Here is an 18898-nt window from a genome sequence, read left to right on the forward strand (position 1 = left end):
AGCTACAGCGCTCCCTTGGTGCTCGGCACACCGGTCTCGCGGGGGTCGAGCGCGACAGCGTCGCGCAGCGCCCGGGCCAGCGCCTTGAACTGTGCCTCGACGATGTGGTGTGGATCGCGGCCGGCCAGCACGCGGACGTGCAGGCAGATCTGCGCGTGGAACGCCAGCGTCTCCAGGACGTGCCGGGTCAGCGAGCCGGTGAAGTGGCCGCCGATCATGGCGTACGCCTGCCCCTCCGGCTCGCCGGTGTGGACGCAGTACGGACGGCCCGCGACGTCGACGACCGCGTGCACGAGCGACTCGTCGAGCGGCACGGTCGCGTCGGCGAACCGGCGGATGCCGCGCTTGTCGCCCAGCGCCTGCCGGAACGCCTGTCCCAGCACGATCGCGGTGTCCTCGACCGTGTGGTGGACGTCGATGTCGACGTCGCCCTGCGCCTGCACGGTCAGGTCGAACAACCCGTGCCGGCCGAGCTGGTCGAGCATGTGGTCGTAGAACGGGACGCCGGTCGACACCGCGACCTGCCCGCTGCCGTCGAGGTCGAGCTCGACCACGACCTTGCTCTCCTTGGTCTCCCGCTCGATCCGGGCCGTACGACTCACTTGACTACCTCCACGAGCGCCTTGCGGAACGCTGCCATCTCCTCCGCCGACCCGATCGACACCCTGAGCCACCCGGCCGGGCCGGTCTCCCGGATCAGCACGCCGCGGTCGAGCAGGCCCTGCCAGACCGCGTGCCGGTCCTCGAACGTACCGAACAGTGCGAAGTTGGCGTCGGAGTCGGCGACCGTGAAGCCCTGCTCGCGTAACCACGCCACCGTCTCGTCCCGTCGCTCGCGCAGCTCGGCCACCCTGGCCAGCAGCTCGGGCGCGTTGTGCAGCGCCGCACGCGCGACGGCCTGGGTGACCGCCGACAGGTGGTACGGCAGCCGGACGATGCGCAGCGCGTCGACGATCGCGGAGTCGGCGGCGAGGTAGCCCAGCCGTCCACCGGCGAACGCGAACGCCTTCGACATCGTGCGGCTGACCACCAGCTTCGGGAACCGCGGCAACAGCGTCAGCGCGCTCGGCACGCCGTCGCGGCGGAATTCGGCGTACGCCTCGTCGGCGACGATCAGGCCGGGTGCCGCCTCGCACACTGCCTCGACGACCTCGAGCGGCAGCGCGGTGCCGGTCGGGTTGTTGGGCGAGGTCAGCAGGACGACCGTCGGCTGGTGTCGCTCGATCTGCTCCAGCGCATGACCGATCTCGATCGTGAAGTCCTCTGCCCGCCGGCCCGTCACCCAGGTGGTGCAGGTGTCGCGGGCGTACTCGGGATACATGGAGTACGTCGGCGCGAACGACAGCGCCGTGCGCCCAGGCCCGCCGAACGCCTGCAGGAGCTGCAGCATGACCTCGTTGGAGCCGTTGGCCGCCCACACCTGGCCGGGCGTGAGGTCGTGGCCGAGGTAGGCGGCCAGGTCGCTGCGCAGGTCCCAGGCCTCGCGGTCGGGATAGCGGTTGAGCCCCCGGGCCGCGTCGGCGACGGCGGCCGCGATGTCGGCGACGACCTTCTCACTCGGCGGATAGGGGTTCTCGTTGACGTTGAGGAGGTACGGCACGTCGAGCTGCGGCGCGCCGTACGGCTCCTCACCGCGCAGGTCGTCGCGCAGCGGCAGGTCGCCCAGAGTCTGTCCCATGGCGCTCAGACCACCTTCGCGAGCTTGATCAGGTCGTCAAGCACGCCGGGCGTGCCGGCGACCAGGACCTGGATGCCGCTGGCCGTGGTGACCCACTCGCACGCGCCGCCACCGGCCTCGACCAGCGCGATGCCCGCCGCGACGTCCCAGAGCTTCACCTCGAAGCCGAAGTAGCCGTCCTGCTGGCCCATCGCGAGCGAGAGCAGCTCACAGGCCGACGAGCCGGACCGGCGGAAGTCGCGCGCCTGCCGGCTGAGCTCGGCGAGCAGCCCGTGGACGCGCAGCTTGTCGTCGAGCCCGCTGGGCAGGCCGATGCCGACCATGGCGTCGCCGAGCTTCGCCGTCGACGTCACGGCAGGTGGCTCGGCGCTCGAGGCCGAGGCACCGCCGCCGGCCATCGCCCAGTCGCCTTCGTACGGCCGGACGATCGCGCCGGCGACGATCTTGCCGTCGCGCTCGACACCGACCGAGACGGCGTAGTCGCGGCGGTGGTGGACGAAGTTCATCGTTCCGTCGAGCGGGTCGATCACCCAGCGCACGCCGCTGTCGCCCGCGTGCACGCCCGACTCCTCGGCCAGGATCGCGTCGTGCGGCCGCGCCGACCGGATCAGCGCGATGATCGCCTGCTCGGCCGCCTTGTCGGCGACCGTGACGAAGTCGGCGGCGTGTGCCTTGGTCTGGATCTGGAGGTCGCCCCGGCGCAGCTCCCGCAGGATCGCGTGCGCGCCTACCTGCGCGGAGGCCAGGGCGAGTTCGCCGAGCTCCGCGTCGGTCATTTCTGTCATGCGCGTTGCTCCCGGCTGTTTTCTTCCGGGGACGACCCCGGACCCCGAAAGCGGATCGTCAGGGCGGCGGCGTGGGAGGGCAGGTCTTCCGCGTCGGCCATCGCGGTCACGTGCGGGGTGACGTCGCGCAAGGCGTTCTCGTCGTACTCGATGACGTGGACGGTCTTCAGGAAGCTGCGAGCCGAGAGCCCTGAGGAGTGGCAGGCACAGCCGCCCGTGGGCAGCACGTGGTTGGAGCCCGCGCAGTAGTCGCCGAGCGGAACCGGTGACCACGGCCCGATGAAGATCGCGCCGGCGTTGCGGATCCGGGCCGCCCAGCTTCGGGCGTCGGTGGTGAGCACCTCGACGTGTTCGGAGGCGTAGGCGTCGACGACCGCGAGACCCTGCTCGAGGTCGTCGACCAGCACGATGCCGGACTGCTCGCCGGCCAGCCCGGCGGCGATCCGACCGGCGTGCTTGGCCGCCGGGACCTGGTCGACGAGCTCGCGACCTACTGCTTCGGCCAGCGCCTGGCTCGGCGTGACCAGCACGCCCGCGGCCTGCTCGCCGTGCTCGATCTCGCTGATCAGGTCGGCGGCCACGTGCACCGGATCGGCGGTCTCGTCGGCGAGGATCAGGATCTCGCTCGGTCCGGCCTCGGAGTCGATGCCGACCAGTCCCTTGACCAGGCGCTTGGCTGCGACCGTGGTGATCCGGCCCGGCCCTGCGATGAAGTCGACACGCGGGCAGACCTGAGTGCCGTAGGCGAACATTCCGACGGCGCCGACGCCGCCCACGGTGTAGACCTCGTCGATGCCGAGCAGGGCGCACACCGCCAGCACGGTCGGGTGCGGGAGCCGGCCGAACTCCTTCTGCGCCGGTGACGCCAGCGCGATGCTCTCGACGCCGGCCACCTGTGCCGGAACGACGTTCATCAGCACGGTGGATGCGAGTGCGGTGACACCGGCAGGCACGTAGAGGCCGATCCGCTGGAACGGCACCAGCCGCGACGTGACCCGGCCACCGGGCACCACTTCGACGGTCTGGTCGGCCTCGAGCTCGGCCTCGCTCACGATCCGCAGCCGCCGGATCGACTCCTCGAACGCCGCGCGTACGTCGGGGTCGAGCTCGGCCAGCGCGTTGGTGAGCGCCTCCGGTGGCACCCGCAGGTCGGTGACCTCCACTCCGTCCCGGCTCGCGATCTCCAGCACCGCCTCGTGACCGCGATGCCTGATGTCCTCCATCGTCGGGCGGATAGAGTCGAGGGCCGCCTCGACGTCGAGTTCCGCACGCGGGACAAGGGCGCGGTAGTCCAGGGTCTCTCCGGCAGCGAGCCGGCCCCGGAGGTCGATGCTTCTGATCACGTCACCGAGTGTACTGAGAGCCGGTACGCACCCCCTGCCCGTGCTGTGATCACAAACCGTGACAGGCTACTCTCAAGTATTGGATCTTGTTTGGGACTCAGGTCTATTACGCAGCCGAGGGAGGGCCCACGTGGCCGAGCGGTGGTCCACGCTCGATCAGATCCAAGCCGCCTTATCCAGGTACGAGCGCCGGATGCCCGGCTGGATTCGCCCTGACGCACATGCCGTCGGTGTGGACGACGGGCAGGGCACCCGTTTCCCGATGGTGAACGTCGGTACGCATCCGCTGCCGGCCGTCATCCTGGCCGAGGTGTGCGGACATCGCCGCTCCGGCAACTGGACCTACGTCCTGACCGTCGCAGAGCTGGAGCAGGCGATCCAGCGGCTGACGCCGGCCGAGGCCTGGCCGGGCTCCGACCATCCCAACCTCCTCGCCTGGCGGCAGATCGTCCGCGAGGTGCAGGCCAGGCCACTGGACGACCTGACGATCGTCGCGGTCTTTCTCGGTCACCTGGACCAGCCTGCTCGTGACGAGCACCAGCTGGACCTGCTCAAGGCCATCAACTCCGGACAGGATTGACCAGGCGCCCATGGCCAAGAAGAAGGCCGGCCCTCAGAAAACCAGTACCGGCACCCCCGCGGCCGTCGCCCTGCAGAAGGCTGACGTCCCCCACACTCTGCATCCGTACGAGCTGGACAAGTACGCCACGGTGCACCAGTACGGCCAGGAGGCAGCCGAGGCACTCGGCCTGTCCACCGACGTGATCTTCAAGACCCTGCTCGCGGATGTCGACGGCGGCGTCGGGCTCGCCGTGGCCGTGGTGCCGGTGAGCGCGAGCCTCGACCTGAAGGCGTTCGCGGCGGCGGCCGGCGGCAAGAAGGCCCAGCTGGCCGAGCCGACGGTGGCGGAACGAACGACCGGGTACGTCGTGGGCGGGATCAGCCCACTCGGCCAGAAGCGCGCGCTTCCGACTGTGGTGGACGCGAGCGCGCTGGACCTGGACGCGATGTACGTCTCGGCCGGACGACGAGGGCTGCAGGTGGAGCTGGCACCGCGCGATCTGGTGCGGCTCACGTCGGCCACCACCGCACCGATCGCCCGCCAATAGCAACGCGCGCCCCGCACGGCGGAGACGTCGCCGCCCGGTGGCTCGTTCGTCCAGCGGGCGGCGACGTGTACCGGATCAGCTCGCCTCGGTCAGCGCAGCGCCGGCATTGCACGGACCAGGCTCGTCCTCGACCATGGTCGTCCGAGGCCGACCGTGTCGCCGGCGTTGACGATCGCCAGCCCGATCAGCACCAGGGCGTAGACCAGGTGGTCGTCGAGGAACGGGTTCGACTCGATCGGCCACGCGGCCATCCACATCATCACCAGCAGCACGGTGCCCGCGACAGCAGCGATCCGGACACCGATACCGAGTATCAGCGCCACACCGATGGCCGCGAGGCCGACCATGAACAGCCAGTCCGCCCACGGTTCGCCGGCCATCGGGTTGAAGAAGCTGCGGAACGGTCCGTCGACGCCGGACAGGTAGCCCTCCGTCGGCGATCCGCCGTTCAGCCAGGCGCGGTCGGACGGCGTGGAGTACCCGAAGCCGAACAACTTGTCGAGGAACGCCCACAGGAACACCCACCCCAGTGCGACCCGGGTCAGTCCCCAGATCCAGTGCGGGCGGACGGCCAGATGGGCCGGTACCGTGCCGGCGGCCGGAGCTACGGCCGTGGCGGGCGGTTGCTCGCCTACCGGCACCGCGGTGGTCGGTGTGTCGTCGGTCGTGGCCTGCCCGGTCGTACCCGCCGACCGCTCCGGTGCGGGAGCCGTCGGCTGCTCGGGCACGCTGGCCCTCCGCTTCCCCGGCGCTGCCTTCGTCGATGCCTCGGCCTCGCCGGCGCCCGGTGCGTCGCGGCCTCGCTCCGCACCGGCATCCGTGCCGACACCAGTACCGGTCTCAGGGCCGGCCTCGGTGCTCGCCGGACGCTTCCCCGTGTCGGTCTGTGACCGCATCGCCGAACCGGCGTCCCGCTCGGGATCGCTCGGTGTGGATCCGGTAGTCGGTTGCGGCATGACGCCACCTCCTGCACAGGGAGAAAACAGGTTGTCTTCCCCTCGCGCTCCACATTCCCCACCGCCGCGGTCTCATACCTAGCCCCGAGGGCAAGAGGCACGGCAAAGCGGACCGGACCCGCCCGTTTGGACGAATCCGGTCCGCTTCGCTTGCCTTTGCCCCGAATCAGGGCTTGCCGGTTCTACTCCACGACCACGCGGAGGCTGTAGCTGCCGCCGTCGTCGGTGCCGGTCGTCGTGGCACCGACCGCGCGGATCGGCTGCAGCCACGCCTTGGCGTCGGCCGGAACCTTGTCGATGTAGAGCTTCTCCAGCTTGTCGACGTCGACGTACATCGCACCGGTCACGTCGGTGCTGCTGATCGCCGCCTTGAACGCTTCGGTGTCGCCCAGCTTGCCGCCGGCGAGGAGCTTGTCGGCGTACGCCTGGTCGGCCGCCACCGTGACCTTGCCGTCGCCCGAGGCGGACCCGAGCTTGAACGGCACGCCGCTGGAGGTGAGCACCTGCTGCACCTTGTTGACGACGGCCTTGCCCTTGGTGGCGTCGGTCGCGCTGCGCAGACCCACCTTGGGCAGCTTGCCTTCCTCGACCCCGCCGTTGACGAGCTCCTGCAGGCCCTCTTCGTCGAGCGCGACCGTCAGCTCGTTACCGAGCAGCGTGGACAGGTCGCCCGGGATGTCGAGCTGGAACTGCTGCTTGGCCTGCTGGACGAACAGGTCGACCTGCTCCTTGGCGTCCGGGACCTGGTTGACCTGAGCGAGCATCTTGTCCCAGTTGGTGCCGACCCACGGGCCGAGACCAGCGCTGGAGACCGCCGCTGCCGTGGTGTCGGGCAGGTCGTTCAGCTTCACGCCCTTGGCGGTGTTCGCGGAGAACGGCATCTTCACACCGCGCGCCACACCGAAGAGCTCGACGTAGTTGCTCTCGAACCGCAGCGCACCCGCCATCCGGCCGGCGTTCTGCGCGTCGACGAGGCCCATGCCCTTCAGCTCCTCGCTGGAGCCGAACGCCTGGGCCATCGAAGCGGTGTTGATCCAGTAGGACATGATGCCCTCGCCACCGACCGCGTCCATGTCGTCGGCGTAGGTCTTGTTCTTCGAGAGCGGGTTGCTCTTGCCGTCGGCGGCGAACTTGTCGGCGTTGGCCTGCGTGTTGGAGAAGATGGCGTAGTCGCCGGCGTCGCTGAACGCCCACTTGACATCCTCGCCGTCACCGGCGAACAGCTTCTTGAAGCCGGCCTCGGCCTTCTTCTTGTCGGTGATCTCCAGTGCGACCGCGGCCTGCGGCTCCTTCTTGCCTTCGGCCGGCGGGAGCATGGCGACGCCGAGGCGCTTGCCGATCCAGGGCTCGACGTCGTTTTCGTACGTGACGTTGGCGAGGTCCTTGCTCTCCGACTTGATCGCGGTGAACAGCGACTTGCGCGGGTCGTCACCTTCGCCGATGCGCTTGGCCAGCTCCGGGAACTTCTTGCTGATGTTGTACATCGCGGTCTGCTGCTGACCGGTGGGGTTCAGGTCGACGCGGAAGTATCCGATCGCCGTCGCCGGCAGCACCTCGTCGGGCTGGCCGCCGTCGTTGTTCCACCAGCTGTAGGCGGCGAAGGCGCCGCCACCGAGAGCCACGACGAGCACTGCGGCGAGAACGATCGCGATGATGCCCTTCTTGGAGCCGCCGCCGCTCTCGGGAGGCTCACCGTAAGTGGGCTGAGCGCCACCCCACCCGCCACCGGGCGGGGCCTGGCCGCCACCTTGCTGGCCGTAACCCTGCTGGCCGGGCTGCCCGTAGGGCTGGCCCGGCTGAGCTCCGCCGTAGGGCTGCTGCTGGCCGGGCTGCCCGACCGGAGGCGGCAAAGGCTGCGTCGGCTGGCCGTACGGGCCTGGCTGACCAGGCTGCTGCTGACCGCCGTACTGGGGCTGACCAGGCCCTGGGTACTGCTGCCCGCCAGGAGGCGGGTAAGCGCCCGGATTACCGGGCTGATTCGGTGTTTGGTCATGGGACACGGGTGCCACCCCCGGAGTCGTCTTTCTTCGGATGGGAGATGTAAGCCTGTCTGAACGCTAGCGCAACAGGTTCCGATGTTGCGCTAGCGCGTCAGCGATCGTGTGGATAACTACTCTGCGTTACAAATGTCTGCGTGTTACTGCATGTACGGCGTGCTTGGCGTACGCGGCCACCGCTGGTCGTCCGTGGTGGCGGGCTCGTCCCCGTCCGCCTCCTGCTCGGCGATCGGCCAGGCCCACCAGGCCAGCGGGACTACCGGCGCCAGCGCAGCGATCGGCCAGATGAGTGCTACCCCATAGGCGTGCAACTGAAGCGGCGCCGACAGCGGGGCCCATAGCTTAGCGTCAGGCTCCCACGCGAGGATGATCTCCCCGTTGCCCATGACCGTCCCTACGGTGAACGCGAGCGCCGCGGCCAGGCACGACCCGAGGACCAGCGCGATCACCATCGCCCCGGCGTGGCGTAGAAACACAGTGGCCAGCACCGAGCCGGCCACCAGCCCGATCACCCCGGCCAGGGCGGCGTACCAGCCGTCCATCGACATCAGCTGGCCGGCCTCGAGCTCGTTGACGGGGTACGGACCGACCTCCGTCATCCGCATCTCGACGTCGGGCGCCAGCTGCTGCCAGACGACACCGGCGACGACTCCGAGCACGGCAAGCACGCCGACGATGATCAGGGCGGCACGCAGTCCGCCTTGCTCAGCGGGCTCGGGGTGCCTGCGACGGCTCGGCTGTCCGGTTGGCCCGGGTTCCGGCTGCCAGCCGGAACCGGCAGCCTGCCCACCGACGTTGGCGGGATTCAGCGGCTCCGGCTGCGATGGAGGCGGGACGTATGTGTTCACCGCTGCCGATCTTATGTGGACAACCTCCACGTTCGCCGCCCACGCGGCGAACCTGCCATCCGTACACCGCCTGTCGTGTCGAAGCCCTCACGCTGTGCAGCGGCCCTCTTTGAGCGCCCGGCTTTGGGGGTGGTCGGTCCTACAGTGCTTGGTATGCCCGACCCGTTCGTCCACCTGCACGTGCACACCGAGTACTCCATGCTCGACGGTGCCGCGCGGCTGGGCGACCTGTTCGCCGAGGCGGGCCGGCTGGGCATGCCCGCCATCGCCATCACCGACCACGGCAACCTCCACGGTGCCTACGACTTCTTCGTGCAGGCCACGGCCGCCGGCATCACGCCGGTGATCGGTCTGGAGGCCTATGTCGCGCCGGAGTCGAGGCGGTTGAAGGCTCCCGTGCGCTGGGGACAGCCGCACCAGAAGGACGACGACGTGTCCGGTGCCGGCGCCTACACCCACCTCACGATCTGGGCGACCGACGCGACCGGCCTGCGCAATCTCTTCCGCCTGCAGTCGCGCGCTTCGATGGAGGGGTTCTTCCGTAAGCCCAGGGTCGACCGCGAGCTGCTCGCCGAACACTCCGCCGGGCTGGTCGCCACCACCGGCTGCCCTTCCGGCGAGGTGTCGACGAAGATCCGGCTCGGCCAGGACGAGGCAGCGCTCACGGCCGCTGCCGAGCTCCGCGACATCTTCGGCGCCGGCAACTTCTACGTCGAGCTGATGGACCACGGCATAGCGATCGACCGGAAGGCGCGGCCGGGCCTCGAGACGATCGCCCGGCGGCTCGATCTTCCGTACGTCGTCACCAACGACTCCCACTACACCCACGAACGCGAGGCGCCCGCGCACGCCGCCCTGCTGTGCGTGCAGACGGCCTCGACGCTGGCGGCTCCCACGTTCCAGTTCGAAGGCAGTGGTTACTACCTCAAGTCCGCCGACGAGATGCTGGCCGTCGACCCCTCGCCGGAGTGGCGGCAGGGGTGCCGCAACACGCTCGCGATCGCGGAGCGGATCGACACCGCCGGCATGTTCGCGCGGCGCGACCTGCTGCCGGCGTTCCCGGTGCCCGACGGCCGGAGCGCGGACGACTACTTCCACGCCCAGGTGGCCGAAGGCATGGCCAGGCGCTTCCCCGGCGGCCACGACGAGCGCTACCACCAGCGGATCTCCTACGAGTCGAGCGTGATCAGCTCGATGGGGTTCTGCTCCTACTTCCTGGTGGTCGCCGACTTCATCATGTGGGCCAAGCAGCACGGCCACTCCGTCGGCCCGGGTCGTGGCTCGGCTGCCGGCAGTCTGGTCGCGTACGCCCTCGGCATCACCGACCTCGACCCGCTCGAGCACGGGCTGATCTTCGAGCGCTTCCTCAACCCCGACCGGGTCTCGCTGCCCGACATCGACATCGACTTCGACGAGCACGGACGGGGCGAGGTGATCCGTTACGTCACGGAGAAATACGGCGCCGACCGTGTTGCGCAGATCGCGACGTTCGGCACGATCAAGGCCAAGGCCGCGATCAAGGACGCCGCCCGCGTGCTCGGCTTCCCCTACTCCGTCGGCGACCGGATCTCCAAGGCGATGCCGCCCGCGGTGACCGGCCGCGAGCTGCCGCTCCGGGCCGTCTTCGACGAGCGGCACTCGCGGCACGGCGAGGCCGTCGCCGTTCGCAACCTCTACGAGCAGGATCCCGAAGCCAAGCGGGTGATCGACACCGCGCGCGGGCTCGAAGGGCTGATCCGCCAGACCGGCGTGCACGCGGCCGGTGTGATCATGTCGGCCGAGCCGCTGATCGACCACATCCCGTTGATGAAGCGCGAAAACGACGGCGCGATCATCACACAGTTCGACTATCCCGCCTGCGAGGCGCTCGGCCTGCTGAAGATGGACTTCCTGGGCCTGCGCAACCTCACGATCATGGCCCATGCCGTACGCAACATCGAGCTGACGCAAGGCCGGCGGATCGACCTGCTGACGCTGCCGCTCGACGACCAGCCGACCTACGACCTGCTCGGCCGCGGAGAGACGGTTGGCGTGTTCCAGTTCGACTCCTCGGGCTATCGCGCGCTGCTGCGGCTGATCAAACCCGACAGTTTCGAGGACATCTCCGCGGTCGGCGCGCTCTACCGGCCGGGGCCGATGGGCGCCAACTCCCACACCAACTACGCCCTGCGCAAGAACGGCCAGCAGGAGATCACGCCGATCCATCCGGAGCTCCGCGCGGTCGGCGAGGAGCTGCTGGGCGAGACGTACGGCCTGATCGTCTATCAGGAGCAGGTGCAGCGGATCGCGCAACGCGTCGCGGGCTACACCCTCGCGCAGGCCGACCTGCTGCGGCGCGCGATCAGCAAGAAAAAGAAGGCGATCCTCGACCAGGAATACGGTCCGTTCGCGCGCGGCATGCGTGAGCGCGGCTTCTCTGATGGCGCGGTCAAGGCGCTGTGGAGCGTGCTGGTCCCGTTCTCCGACTACGCCTTCAGCAAGGCGCACTCGGCGGCGTACGGGCTGGTGTCCTACTGGACCGCCTATCTGAAGGCCAACTATCCCGCCGAATACATGGCCGCACTGCTCACGTCCGTGCAGGGCAACAAGGACCGGGTGGCGGTCTATCTCAACGAGTGCAGGCGGGCGGGGATCAAGGTGCTGCCGCCCGACGTCAACGAGTCCGCGGCCGACTTCACGCCGGTCGGCACCGACATCCGGTTCGGGCTGTCGGCGATCCGCAACATCGGCCCCCCGGTCGTCGAGTCGATCCTGGCGGTGCGTTCGGCCGAAGGGGCATTCGCCGATTTCCACGACTTCCTGTCCAAGGTGCCGGCGCACGTGTGCCACCGCCGGGTGATCGAGTCGCTGGCCAAGGCGGGCGCCTTCGACTCGCTCGGGCACCGCCGGCGCGCGCTGGTCGCTGCCCATGAGGAAGCCGTCGACTACTACCTCGACCACAAGCACCACACCGAGATCGGCCAGGACTCCCTGTTCGCCGCGTTCGACGAGTCGACCGGCGCCGCGGGTCCGGATCCGATGGCGCCCAAGCTGCCGGACGTCCCGGAGTGGGACAAGCCTCGGTTGCTCGCGCACGAGCGGGAGATGCTCGGCATGTACGTCTCCGACCATCCGCTGCACGGTCTGGAGGCCGAGCTCGCTCGCCACACCAACACCACCGTCGGCGCCCTCCTGGCCGACGAGGACCGCCCCGACGGAACGATCGTCAAGGTGGGCGGGCTGATCACCGGCCTCAACCGCAAGCTCACCCGCAAGGGAGAGTCATGGGCGGTGGTCACCTTGGAAGACCTCGAGGGCGGCATCGAGGTGATGTTCTTCCCGTCGTCCTACCAGCAGTTCTCGCTGCAACTGGTGGAGGACAACGTCGTCCTTATCAAGGCCAGACTCGACCGCCGCGAAGACCAACCCCAACTGATCGCGATGGAACTCGTCGTCCCCAACTTCAGCACCGCCGATGCTCCTGGTGGTGCCGCGGCTCCGCAACCAGGCCCGGCAGCGGCCACCGCGCCGGAGCCACCCGCGCCGGCTGCGTCCGCCGCCGGATGGCGGGCAGCAGAAGCAGGAGCCTCACCCGGCCGCGCGCACTGAGGTTGGGGCTCAGCCGGCTTCGGCGACTTCGAGGGCGTGTTCGAGGTCCGGCGGGTACGGCGAGACGAACTCCACCCATTCGCCGGTGTCGGGGTGTTCGAAGCTCAGCCTGGTCGCGTGCAGCCATTGGCGGCGCAGGCCGAGGCGTTCGGCGAGCACTGGGTCGGCGCCGTAGGTCAGGTCGCCGGCGCAGGGGTGGCGGATCGCGCTGAGGTGGACGCGGATCTGGTGGGTTCGGCCCGTCTCGAGCTTGACCTCGAGAAGCGAGGCGTGGCGCAGGGCCTCCAGCGTCTCGTAGTGGGTCACCGACGGCTTGCCGCCCGCGACCACGGCCCACTTGTAGTCGAGAGTCGGGTGGCGGTCGATCGGGGCGTCGATCGTGCCGCGGCTCGGGTCGGGATGGCCCTGCACGAGAGCGTGGTAGATCTTGTCGACCGTACGTTCCTTGAACGCCCGTTTCAGCAGCGTATAGGCCCGTTCGGACTTCGCGACGACCATCAGGCCGCTGGTGCCGACGTCGAGACGGTGGACGACGCCCTGGCGTTCGGCCGCTCCGGACGTGGAGATCCGGAAGCCCGCGGCGGCCAGGTGGCCGACGACTGTCGGGCCGGTCCAGCCGGGACTCGGGTGCGCCGCGACGCCGACCGGCTTGTCGACGACGACGATGTGGTCGTCGTCGTGGATGACGCGCATGCCCTCGACGGCTTCCGGCGTGACGGTCTCGACGCGCGGCTCGGGTATCTCGACCTCCAGCCAGGCGCCGGCCCGTACCCGGTCCGACTTGCGAACCTGTCCACCGTCGACCTGGACCAGGCCGGCCTCGGCCAGCTCGGCCGCTTTCGTACGGGAGAGGCCGAACAGCCTGGACAGCGCCTGGTCGACGCGCTCGCCTTCGAGGCCGTCGGGTACGGGCAGGCTGCGCCGCTCCCCTGCCGGCGCACTCACTCTGCCGGCTCCCCGACCTTCGGCTTGGCCGGCTCGGCCTGCTCAGCCGCGTCGGTGGGCTCCGCCGGCTTGCCCGGCTTGGCAGCTTCGACCGGCTCGACCGGCTCGTCTGCCGCCGCCGAGCCGCGTGGCTTACGCGGCTCCCGCCGCTCGATCGTGCCGTCGAGGCGCCGCCCGGACAGCGAGAGCAGCACGATCAGCACCGCCGCCGTCGACACCGACATGTCGGCGATGTTGAACACCGGCCAGTTGGGCAACTGGAGAAAGTCGATGACGTGCCCGCGCAGGAAGCCCGGCTCCCGGAACACCCGGTCGGTCAGGTTTCCGAGCGCGCCACCGAGCAGCAATCCGAGCGCGATTGCCCACGCCGTCGAGCGCAGCTTGCGTGCCATCACGATCACGACGGTGATGACGCCGATCGCCAGCAGCGACAGCACCAACGTGTAGCCCGTGCCGATACCGAACGCCGCACCAGGGTTGAGAACCAGGTTGAGCTTCAGCAAGCCGCCGGCCAGCGAGACCATGTGCCCGTCGGAGAGTTCGGCGACCGCGAGCCGCTTGGTCACGATGTCGAGCGCCAGCACGACCAGCGGCACCCCGATGAGGAACAGCAGCCGGCGCCGATCTGCCCGTGGGCGCCCGGCTGGCGCGGCCTCGGTCGCGGAGTCGGCTGTCTCGTCGGCGGAGTCGGCGGGCTCCGGCTTCGGCTCGGCGTCTATGGCTCTCGTCCTTCGTCACAGAAAGCTGAACGTCCGGGACGAAGCAGCCGCGTCAGCGACGCTCCTCCCGCTGTTTGCATGACACGCACAGTGTGGCACGAGGGTACGCCTGCAGCCGAGCCTTGCCGATCGGCCGGCCGCAGCCCTCGCAGGTGCCGTACGTACCGAGCTTGATCCGGTCCATCGCGTGCTCGGTCTGGGCCAGCAGGTCACGGGCGTTGGCGGCCAGCGACATCTCGTGCTCGCGTTCGAACGTCTTGGAGCCCGCGTCGGCCTGGTCGTCACCGGCGCCGTCACCGCCGTCGCGGAGCAGGTCGGCCAGCTCGGACTCGGTGGTGGCGAGCTCGGCCCGGAGCCGGTCGGCGTGTTCCTGCAGCTCGTCGTAGACCTCGCGCAGCTCGTCCGCCGACCAGGGCGACTCGTCCTCGCGGACGGCGAGCGCGGAAGCCTTTGCGTCCGCGGGCGCCGGCGCGGGTTCCGCGACCAGCTTGGCGGGCGCCACGTCAGCGGCTACGCCGTTCGCGGGAGCGGCCTGCGCGGGAGGAGCCTCCGCGGGCGCCGCCTTCGCGGCGGTCTTCTTCGCGGGCGCCTGCTTCTTGGCCGGCGCCGGGGACTGCTTGACGGCGGCCTTCTTGCCCGGGGCCTTCTTCGCGGCCGGCTGCTTGGCGGCGGGTGGCTTGGCGGCGGGTGGCTTGGCGGCAGGCCGCTTGGCTGGAGCCGGCGCGGCTTCGGCTGTCTTCGCCGGTGCCCGCTTCGCGGGGGCCTTCTTCGCGGGAGCCTTCTTCGCCGGTGCCTTCTTGGCTGCGGACTTCTTGGCGGTGGCCTGCTTTGCCGGGGCCTTCTTCGCCGATACCTTCTTGGCCACGGTCTTCTTCGCAGGCGCCTTCTTCGCGGTGGTCTTCTTGGCCGCGACCTTCTTCGCCATAGCACACCCCTTCATGCGCCGCTTGCTGGGCGATCCGGGCAGGATAGGCCGAACCGCCCGTGGCATCAATCACCATCGACGGTACGCGCCAAACGTCCGTGCCGCCGTCACGCACCGTCGGCGAGCAACACCCTCAGTCGCTGTTCGAGCCGTGCCACGTCGCTCGAAGTAGTGCCGCTGACCTGGACCAGCTTGTCCCGGCTGCGCTCACCCGAAACCAGCGTGACCTGCCGTGGCCGTACCCCGAACGCCTCCGCGACCGCCCGCAGCGCCGCCTCGGTAGCCCGGCCGTCCACCGCCGGCGCCGTGACCGCGACCACGATCGCCGCGCCGAGCGGCCCGTCGTACCGGCCGCCCACCCCGGCCCTGCGGGCGCCCGGCTTGACTCTTATCGGAATGCGCACCGTTCCAGCCTCTCAGTAAGGTGTGCCGAGTTTCCCTCCCACGCGTGATGAGGTTTGCAGGCAATGGCTGAGCTGGATCTGGCGACCGTCGATCGGGAAGTGCTGGCGTTCTGGGCCGAGCACGGCATTTTCGCCAGAACGATCGAGAAGACTGCCGGGCAGCCGCGCTGGACGTTCTACGAGGGTCCGCCGACGGCCAACGGCATGCCCGGCACCCACCACGTCGAGGCCCGTGTCTTCAAGGACGTCTTCCCGCGATTCCAGACGATGTGCGGCAAGTACGTCGAGCGGAAGGCCGGCTGGGACTGCCACGGCCTCCCGGTGGAGGTCGCAGTCGAGAAGGAACTCGGCATCTCAGGCAAACGCGACATCGAGAAGTACGGCGTAGCGGCGTTCAACGCCAAGTGCCGCGAGTCGGTGGAGCGGCACGTCGACGCGTTCGCCGAGCTCACCGAGCGGATGGGCTACTGGGTCGACCTGTCGCAGGCCTACCGCACGATGGACTCGAGCTACGTCGAGAGCGTCTGGTGGTCGCTGAAGCAGGTGCACGACGCCGGCCGGCTCGTTCGCGACTACCGCGTGAGCCCGTACTGCCCCCGCTGCGGCACGCCCCTGTCCGACCACGAGCTGGGCCAGCCCGACGTCTACCAGACCGTGGACGACCCGTCGATCTACGTCCGGTTCCCGATCACGACCGGGCCGCTGGCGGGAACGACCGATCTGCTGATCTGGACGACCACGCCGTGGACGCTGATCGCCGACACCATGGTCGCCGTGCATCCCGAGCTGACCTACGCCGTCGTGCGACGTGCCGGCGAGGAGCGCGCGCTGGTCGTCGCCGAGCCGCTGGTCGAGGCCGCACTGGGTGAGGGCTGGACCGTCGAGCAGACGGTGGAGGGCCGCGCGCTGGAGGGCACTGGCTACCAGCGGCCGTACGACAGCGTCGAGATCGAGGGCGCCCACACGGTCGTGCTGTCCGACGTCGTCACCGTCGAGGACGGCACCGGCCTGGTCCACATGGACCCTGCGTACGGCATCGACGACTTCGCGATCGGCCGGGCGTACGGCTTCCCGGTCGTCAACCCGATCGGCGGCGACGGGCGGTTCGACGCCGGCCTCCCGCTCGTCGGCGGGCTGTTCTTCAAGGACGCCGACCAGCCGATCATCGACGATCTGCGCGAGCGCGGGCTGCTGTTCCGTGCGGAGTCGTACGAGCACAACTACCCGCACTGCTGGCGCTGCGGCACGCCGCTGCTCTACTACGCCCTGCCGTCCTGGTTCATCACGACCACGGCGATCCAGGACGAGCTGCTGGAGCAGAACGAGCTGACCAACTGGTTCCCGTCGACGATCAAGCACGGGCGGTACGGCGAGTGGCTGCGCAACAACGTCGACTGGGCGCTGTCCCGCAGCCGTTACTGGGGTACTCCGCTGCCGATCTGGCACTGCGCCAACGACCACCTCACCAGCGTCGGATCGCTGGCGGAGCTGGGCAAACTGGCCGGCGCCGACCTGAGCGAGCTCGACCCGCACCGGCCGTATGTCGACGCGATCACGTTCGACTGCCCGGCCTGCGGTGAGACCGCGCAGCGTGTTCCGGAGGTGATCGACGCCTGGTACGACTCGGGCTCGATGCCGTTCGCGCAGTGGGGTTACCCGTGGGTCGAGGGCTCGGCGGAGCGGTTCGAACGGGCGTACCCGGCGCAGTTCATCTCCGAGGCGATCGACCAGACCCGCGGGTGGTTCTACTCGCTGATGGCGGTCGGCACGCTGACGTTCGGGCGGTCGTCGTACGAGAACGTCGTCTGCCTCGGGCTGATCCTGGCCGAGGACGGGCGCAAGATGAGCAAGCACCTCGGCAACGTGCTGCAGCCGTTGCCGCTGCTGGAGCGGCACGGCGCCGACGCCGTGCGCTGGTTCATGGCGTGCTCGGGCTCACCGTGGGCGTCGCGGCGGGTGGGTGACGCGACCATCCAGGACGTCGTGCGGAAGGTGATCCTCACGTACTGGAACACCGTCGCGTTCTTCGACCTGTACGCCGTGCTGTCCGGGTGGACGCCCGCTTCGTCCGCGCCGGCGCCTGGTGAGCGGCCGGTGCTGGACCGATGGCTGCTGTCGGAGGCGCACCGGCTGGTCGGCGAGGCCGAGGCGGCGTACGAAGGCTTCGACACCGCGCGGCTCGGGCAGCTGTTCGGGCGTTTCGTCGACGACCTGTCGAACTGGTACGTACGGCGCAGCCGGCGGCGCTTCTGGGCCGGCGACCCGGCCGCGTTGGCGACGCTGCACGAGGCGCTTCGGCTGCTGACTATGGTGATGGCGCCGCTGGTGCCGTTCATCACGGAGAAGGCGTGGCAGACGGTGGTACGGCCGGGGTCATCCGCCGAGCCGGAGTCGGTGCATCTGGCGGACTGGCCGGCCGCCGTCTCGGATCTGGTGGACGACTCGCTGGCGGCGTCGGTCGGGCTGGCCCGGCGGGTGGTCGAGCTCGGGCGCGCCGCGCGGGCCGAGGCGAAGGTGCGTACCCGGCAGCCCCTGCGGCGTGCGGTGGTCGGCTCGCGCGGCTGGACCTCGTTGTCGCCGGAGCTGCGGCGGGAGGTCGCCGACGAGCTGAACGTACTCGAGGTCGAAGGGCTGACGGAGGCCGGCGAGGCGCTGGTGTCGTACGTCGTGAAGCCCAACTTCCGTACGCTCGGGAAGCGCTTCGGCAAGGACACACCCCGCGTGGCGGCGGCTGTGACCGCGGCTGACCCGACGGTGCTGGCCGCGTCTCTGTCCGACTCGGGCTCCGCGACCGTCGTTGTCGATGGCGCGGAGGTCGTGCTGAGCGTGGACGAACTGCTGGTGTCGGAGCGACCGCAGGAAGGCTGGGCGGTGGCGAACGCCCACGGCGAGACGGTCGCACTGGACCTCGCGGTCGACGCGGAACTACGCCGGGCCGGCCTGGCCCGCGAGGCGGTCCGGGCCGTCCAGGAAGCACGGAAGGCCGCCGGCCTCGACGTGTCCGACCGCATCCACCTGTGGTGGACAGCCACCGACGACGAGACCGCGGCGGCGATCCGTGAACACCAGTCGACACTGGCCGACGAAGTCCTGGCGACGGTCGTTTCCGAAGGGCCCCCCGACACCGGAACGCCTTATACCGAAACGGTGGAGGCCCTCGGCGCGACCATCTGGCTGTCAAAGGCGGTCTGAGCCGCCAAGCCCAGCCGCACCCCGCCCGCCGCCGGCAGGTGGCGCCGGCCCGCCGGACCCGACAGCCATCACACGGTGTGCTGGACGACGACGCGTTCGCACAAGCCGCGGTCGCAGCGATGGCCTTGGTCGCAGAGATGACAGCGGTACAGGCCGGCGAGCCACCGCGGCCCCTCCGCCCGCGGTCGCAACGATGGCAGCGGCGCAGGCCACGGGGCTGCCGCGACTCCGCTGGCGCGGTCGCGGCAGCGCAGATCGGCCGACCGTCGCAGCACCGCTGGCAGCGGTGATACTGGCGCAGCGGCGATGGCGACGCATCCCGAAAATCCGCGGCGACACCTCTGCCCGCGGCAGCTCCGGTCGCCGTCGCGGGCGTGGCAGCGTGCGGTGCCCCACCGCGTCTCGCGGT

The 18898-nt window shown here is 69.8% G+C and carries 15 protein-coding genes; 4 read left to right on the forward strand and 11 right to left on the reverse strand.

Annotated features, from left to right (window positions below; translation table 11 throughout):
- Positions 1-2 precede the first annotated feature (2 nt).
- The 4 genes from hisB to hisD are packed head-to-tail and all read right to left on the reverse strand — an operon-like array spanning position 3 to position 3806.
- Positions 3-602 carry an imidazoleglycerol-phosphate dehydratase gene (gene hisB, locus ACYVF6_RS35510; protein ID WP_460527882.1) on the reverse strand — a complete coding sequence of 200 codons (600 nt, stop codon included), beginning with the start codon at positions 600-602 and terminating at the stop codon, positions 3-5.
- Positions 599-1678 carry a histidinol-phosphate transaminase gene (locus ACYVF6_RS35515; RefSeq protein ID WP_460527884.1) on the reverse strand — a complete coding sequence of 360 codons (1080 nt, stop codon included), beginning with the start codon at positions 1676-1678 and terminating at the stop codon, positions 599-601. Before ACYVF6_RS35515 ends, hisB begins: the two co-directional genes overlap by 4 nt.
- 5 nt (positions 1679-1683) lie before the next feature.
- Complete coding sequence (locus ACYVF6_RS35520; protein WP_460527886.1) at positions 1684-2463, reverse strand: inositol monophosphatase family protein; 780 nt, start codon at positions 2461-2463, stop codon at positions 1684-1686.
- Entirely contained in the window at positions 2460-3806 is a 1347-nt protein-coding gene (hisD, locus tag ACYVF6_RS35525; RefSeq protein WP_460527888.1) for a histidinol dehydrogenase, read from the reverse strand. Before hisD ends, ACYVF6_RS35520 begins: the two co-directional genes overlap by 4 nt.
- Before the next feature lie 130 nt (positions 3807-3936).
- Here hisD and ACYVF6_RS35530 point away from each other — a divergent pair, with 130 nt between their 5' ends.
- Both ACYVF6_RS35530 and ybaK read left to right on the forward strand, forming a co-directional pair.
- Complete coding sequence (locus ACYVF6_RS35530; protein ID WP_460527890.1) at positions 3937-4386, forward strand: hypothetical protein; 450 nt, start codon at positions 3937-3939, stop codon at positions 4384-4386.
- Between the two features lie 10 nt (positions 4387-4396).
- Positions 4397-4915 (forward strand): aminoacyl-tRNA deacylase, encoded by a 519-nt coding sequence (gene ybaK / locus ACYVF6_RS35535; RefSeq protein ID WP_460527892.1) that lies wholly within the window; start codon positions 4397-4399, stop codon positions 4913-4915.
- 89 nt (positions 4916-5004) lie between these two features.
- On the opposite strand, the gene ACYVF6_RS35540 is transcribed toward ybaK, so the two are convergent.
- From ACYVF6_RS35540 to ACYVF6_RS35550, 3 genes are all read right to left on the reverse strand, one after another.
- Positions 5005-5871 (reverse strand): DoxX family protein, encoded by an 867-nt coding sequence (locus ACYVF6_RS35540; protein WP_460527894.1) that lies wholly within the window; start codon positions 5869-5871, stop codon positions 5005-5007.
- 182 nt (positions 5872-6053) lie between these two features.
- Positions 6054-7871, reverse strand: a complete 1818-nt coding sequence (locus ACYVF6_RS35545; RefSeq protein ID WP_460527896.1) for a DUF3352 domain-containing protein — start codon at positions 7869-7871, stop codon at positions 6054-6056.
- Positions 7872-8008: 137 nt separating this feature from the next.
- Complete coding sequence (locus tag ACYVF6_RS35550) at positions 8009-8716, reverse strand: hypothetical protein (protein WP_460527898.1); 708 nt, start codon at positions 8714-8716, stop codon at positions 8009-8011.
- Positions 8717-8869: 153 nt separating this feature from the next.
- Here ACYVF6_RS35550 and dnaE point away from each other — a divergent pair, with 153 nt between their 5' ends.
- A complete protein-coding gene (gene dnaE / locus ACYVF6_RS35555; protein WP_460527900.1) occupies positions 8870-12304 on the forward strand; it encodes a DNA polymerase III subunit alpha in 3435 nt (1144 codons plus the stop codon).
- Positions 12305-12313: 9 nt separating this feature from the next.
- On the opposite strand, the gene ACYVF6_RS35560 is transcribed toward dnaE, so the two are convergent.
- The 4 genes from ACYVF6_RS35560 to ACYVF6_RS35575 form a co-directional block, all read right to left on the reverse strand.
- The gene (locus ACYVF6_RS35560) at positions 12314-13249 is read right to left on the reverse strand and encodes an RluA family pseudouridine synthase (RefSeq protein ID WP_460527902.1); all 936 of its coding nucleotides are present in this window, start codon (positions 13247-13249) and stop codon (positions 12314-12316) included.
- On the reverse strand, positions 13246-13968 hold the full coding sequence (gene lspA / locus ACYVF6_RS35565; RefSeq protein ID WP_460527973.1) for a signal peptidase II: 723 nt from the start codon (positions 13966-13968) through the stop codon (positions 13246-13248). The genes ACYVF6_RS35560 and lspA overlap by 4 nt, the downstream gene beginning before the upstream one ends.
- A 52-nt stretch (positions 13969-14020) precedes the next feature.
- A complete protein-coding gene (locus tag ACYVF6_RS35570; protein ID WP_460527904.1) occupies positions 14021-14893 on the reverse strand; it encodes a TraR/DksA family transcriptional regulator in 873 nt (290 codons plus the stop codon).
- 107 nt (positions 14894-15000) lie between these two features.
- A complete protein-coding gene (locus ACYVF6_RS35575; RefSeq protein ID WP_460527906.1) occupies positions 15001-15297 on the reverse strand; it encodes a DUF167 domain-containing protein in 297 nt (98 codons plus the stop codon).
- Positions 15298-15360: 63 nt separating this feature from the next.
- Between ACYVF6_RS35575 and ileS the strand changes: the two genes are divergently transcribed.
- Positions 15361-18489: an isoleucine--tRNA ligase gene (ileS, locus tag ACYVF6_RS35580; protein WP_460527908.1), complete on the forward strand. Its 3129-nt coding sequence runs from the start codon at positions 15361-15363 to the stop codon at positions 18487-18489.
- The last annotated feature ends 409 nt before the right edge of the window (positions 18490-18898 follow it).

This window comes from Flindersiella endophytica (genome assembly GCF_054779015.1).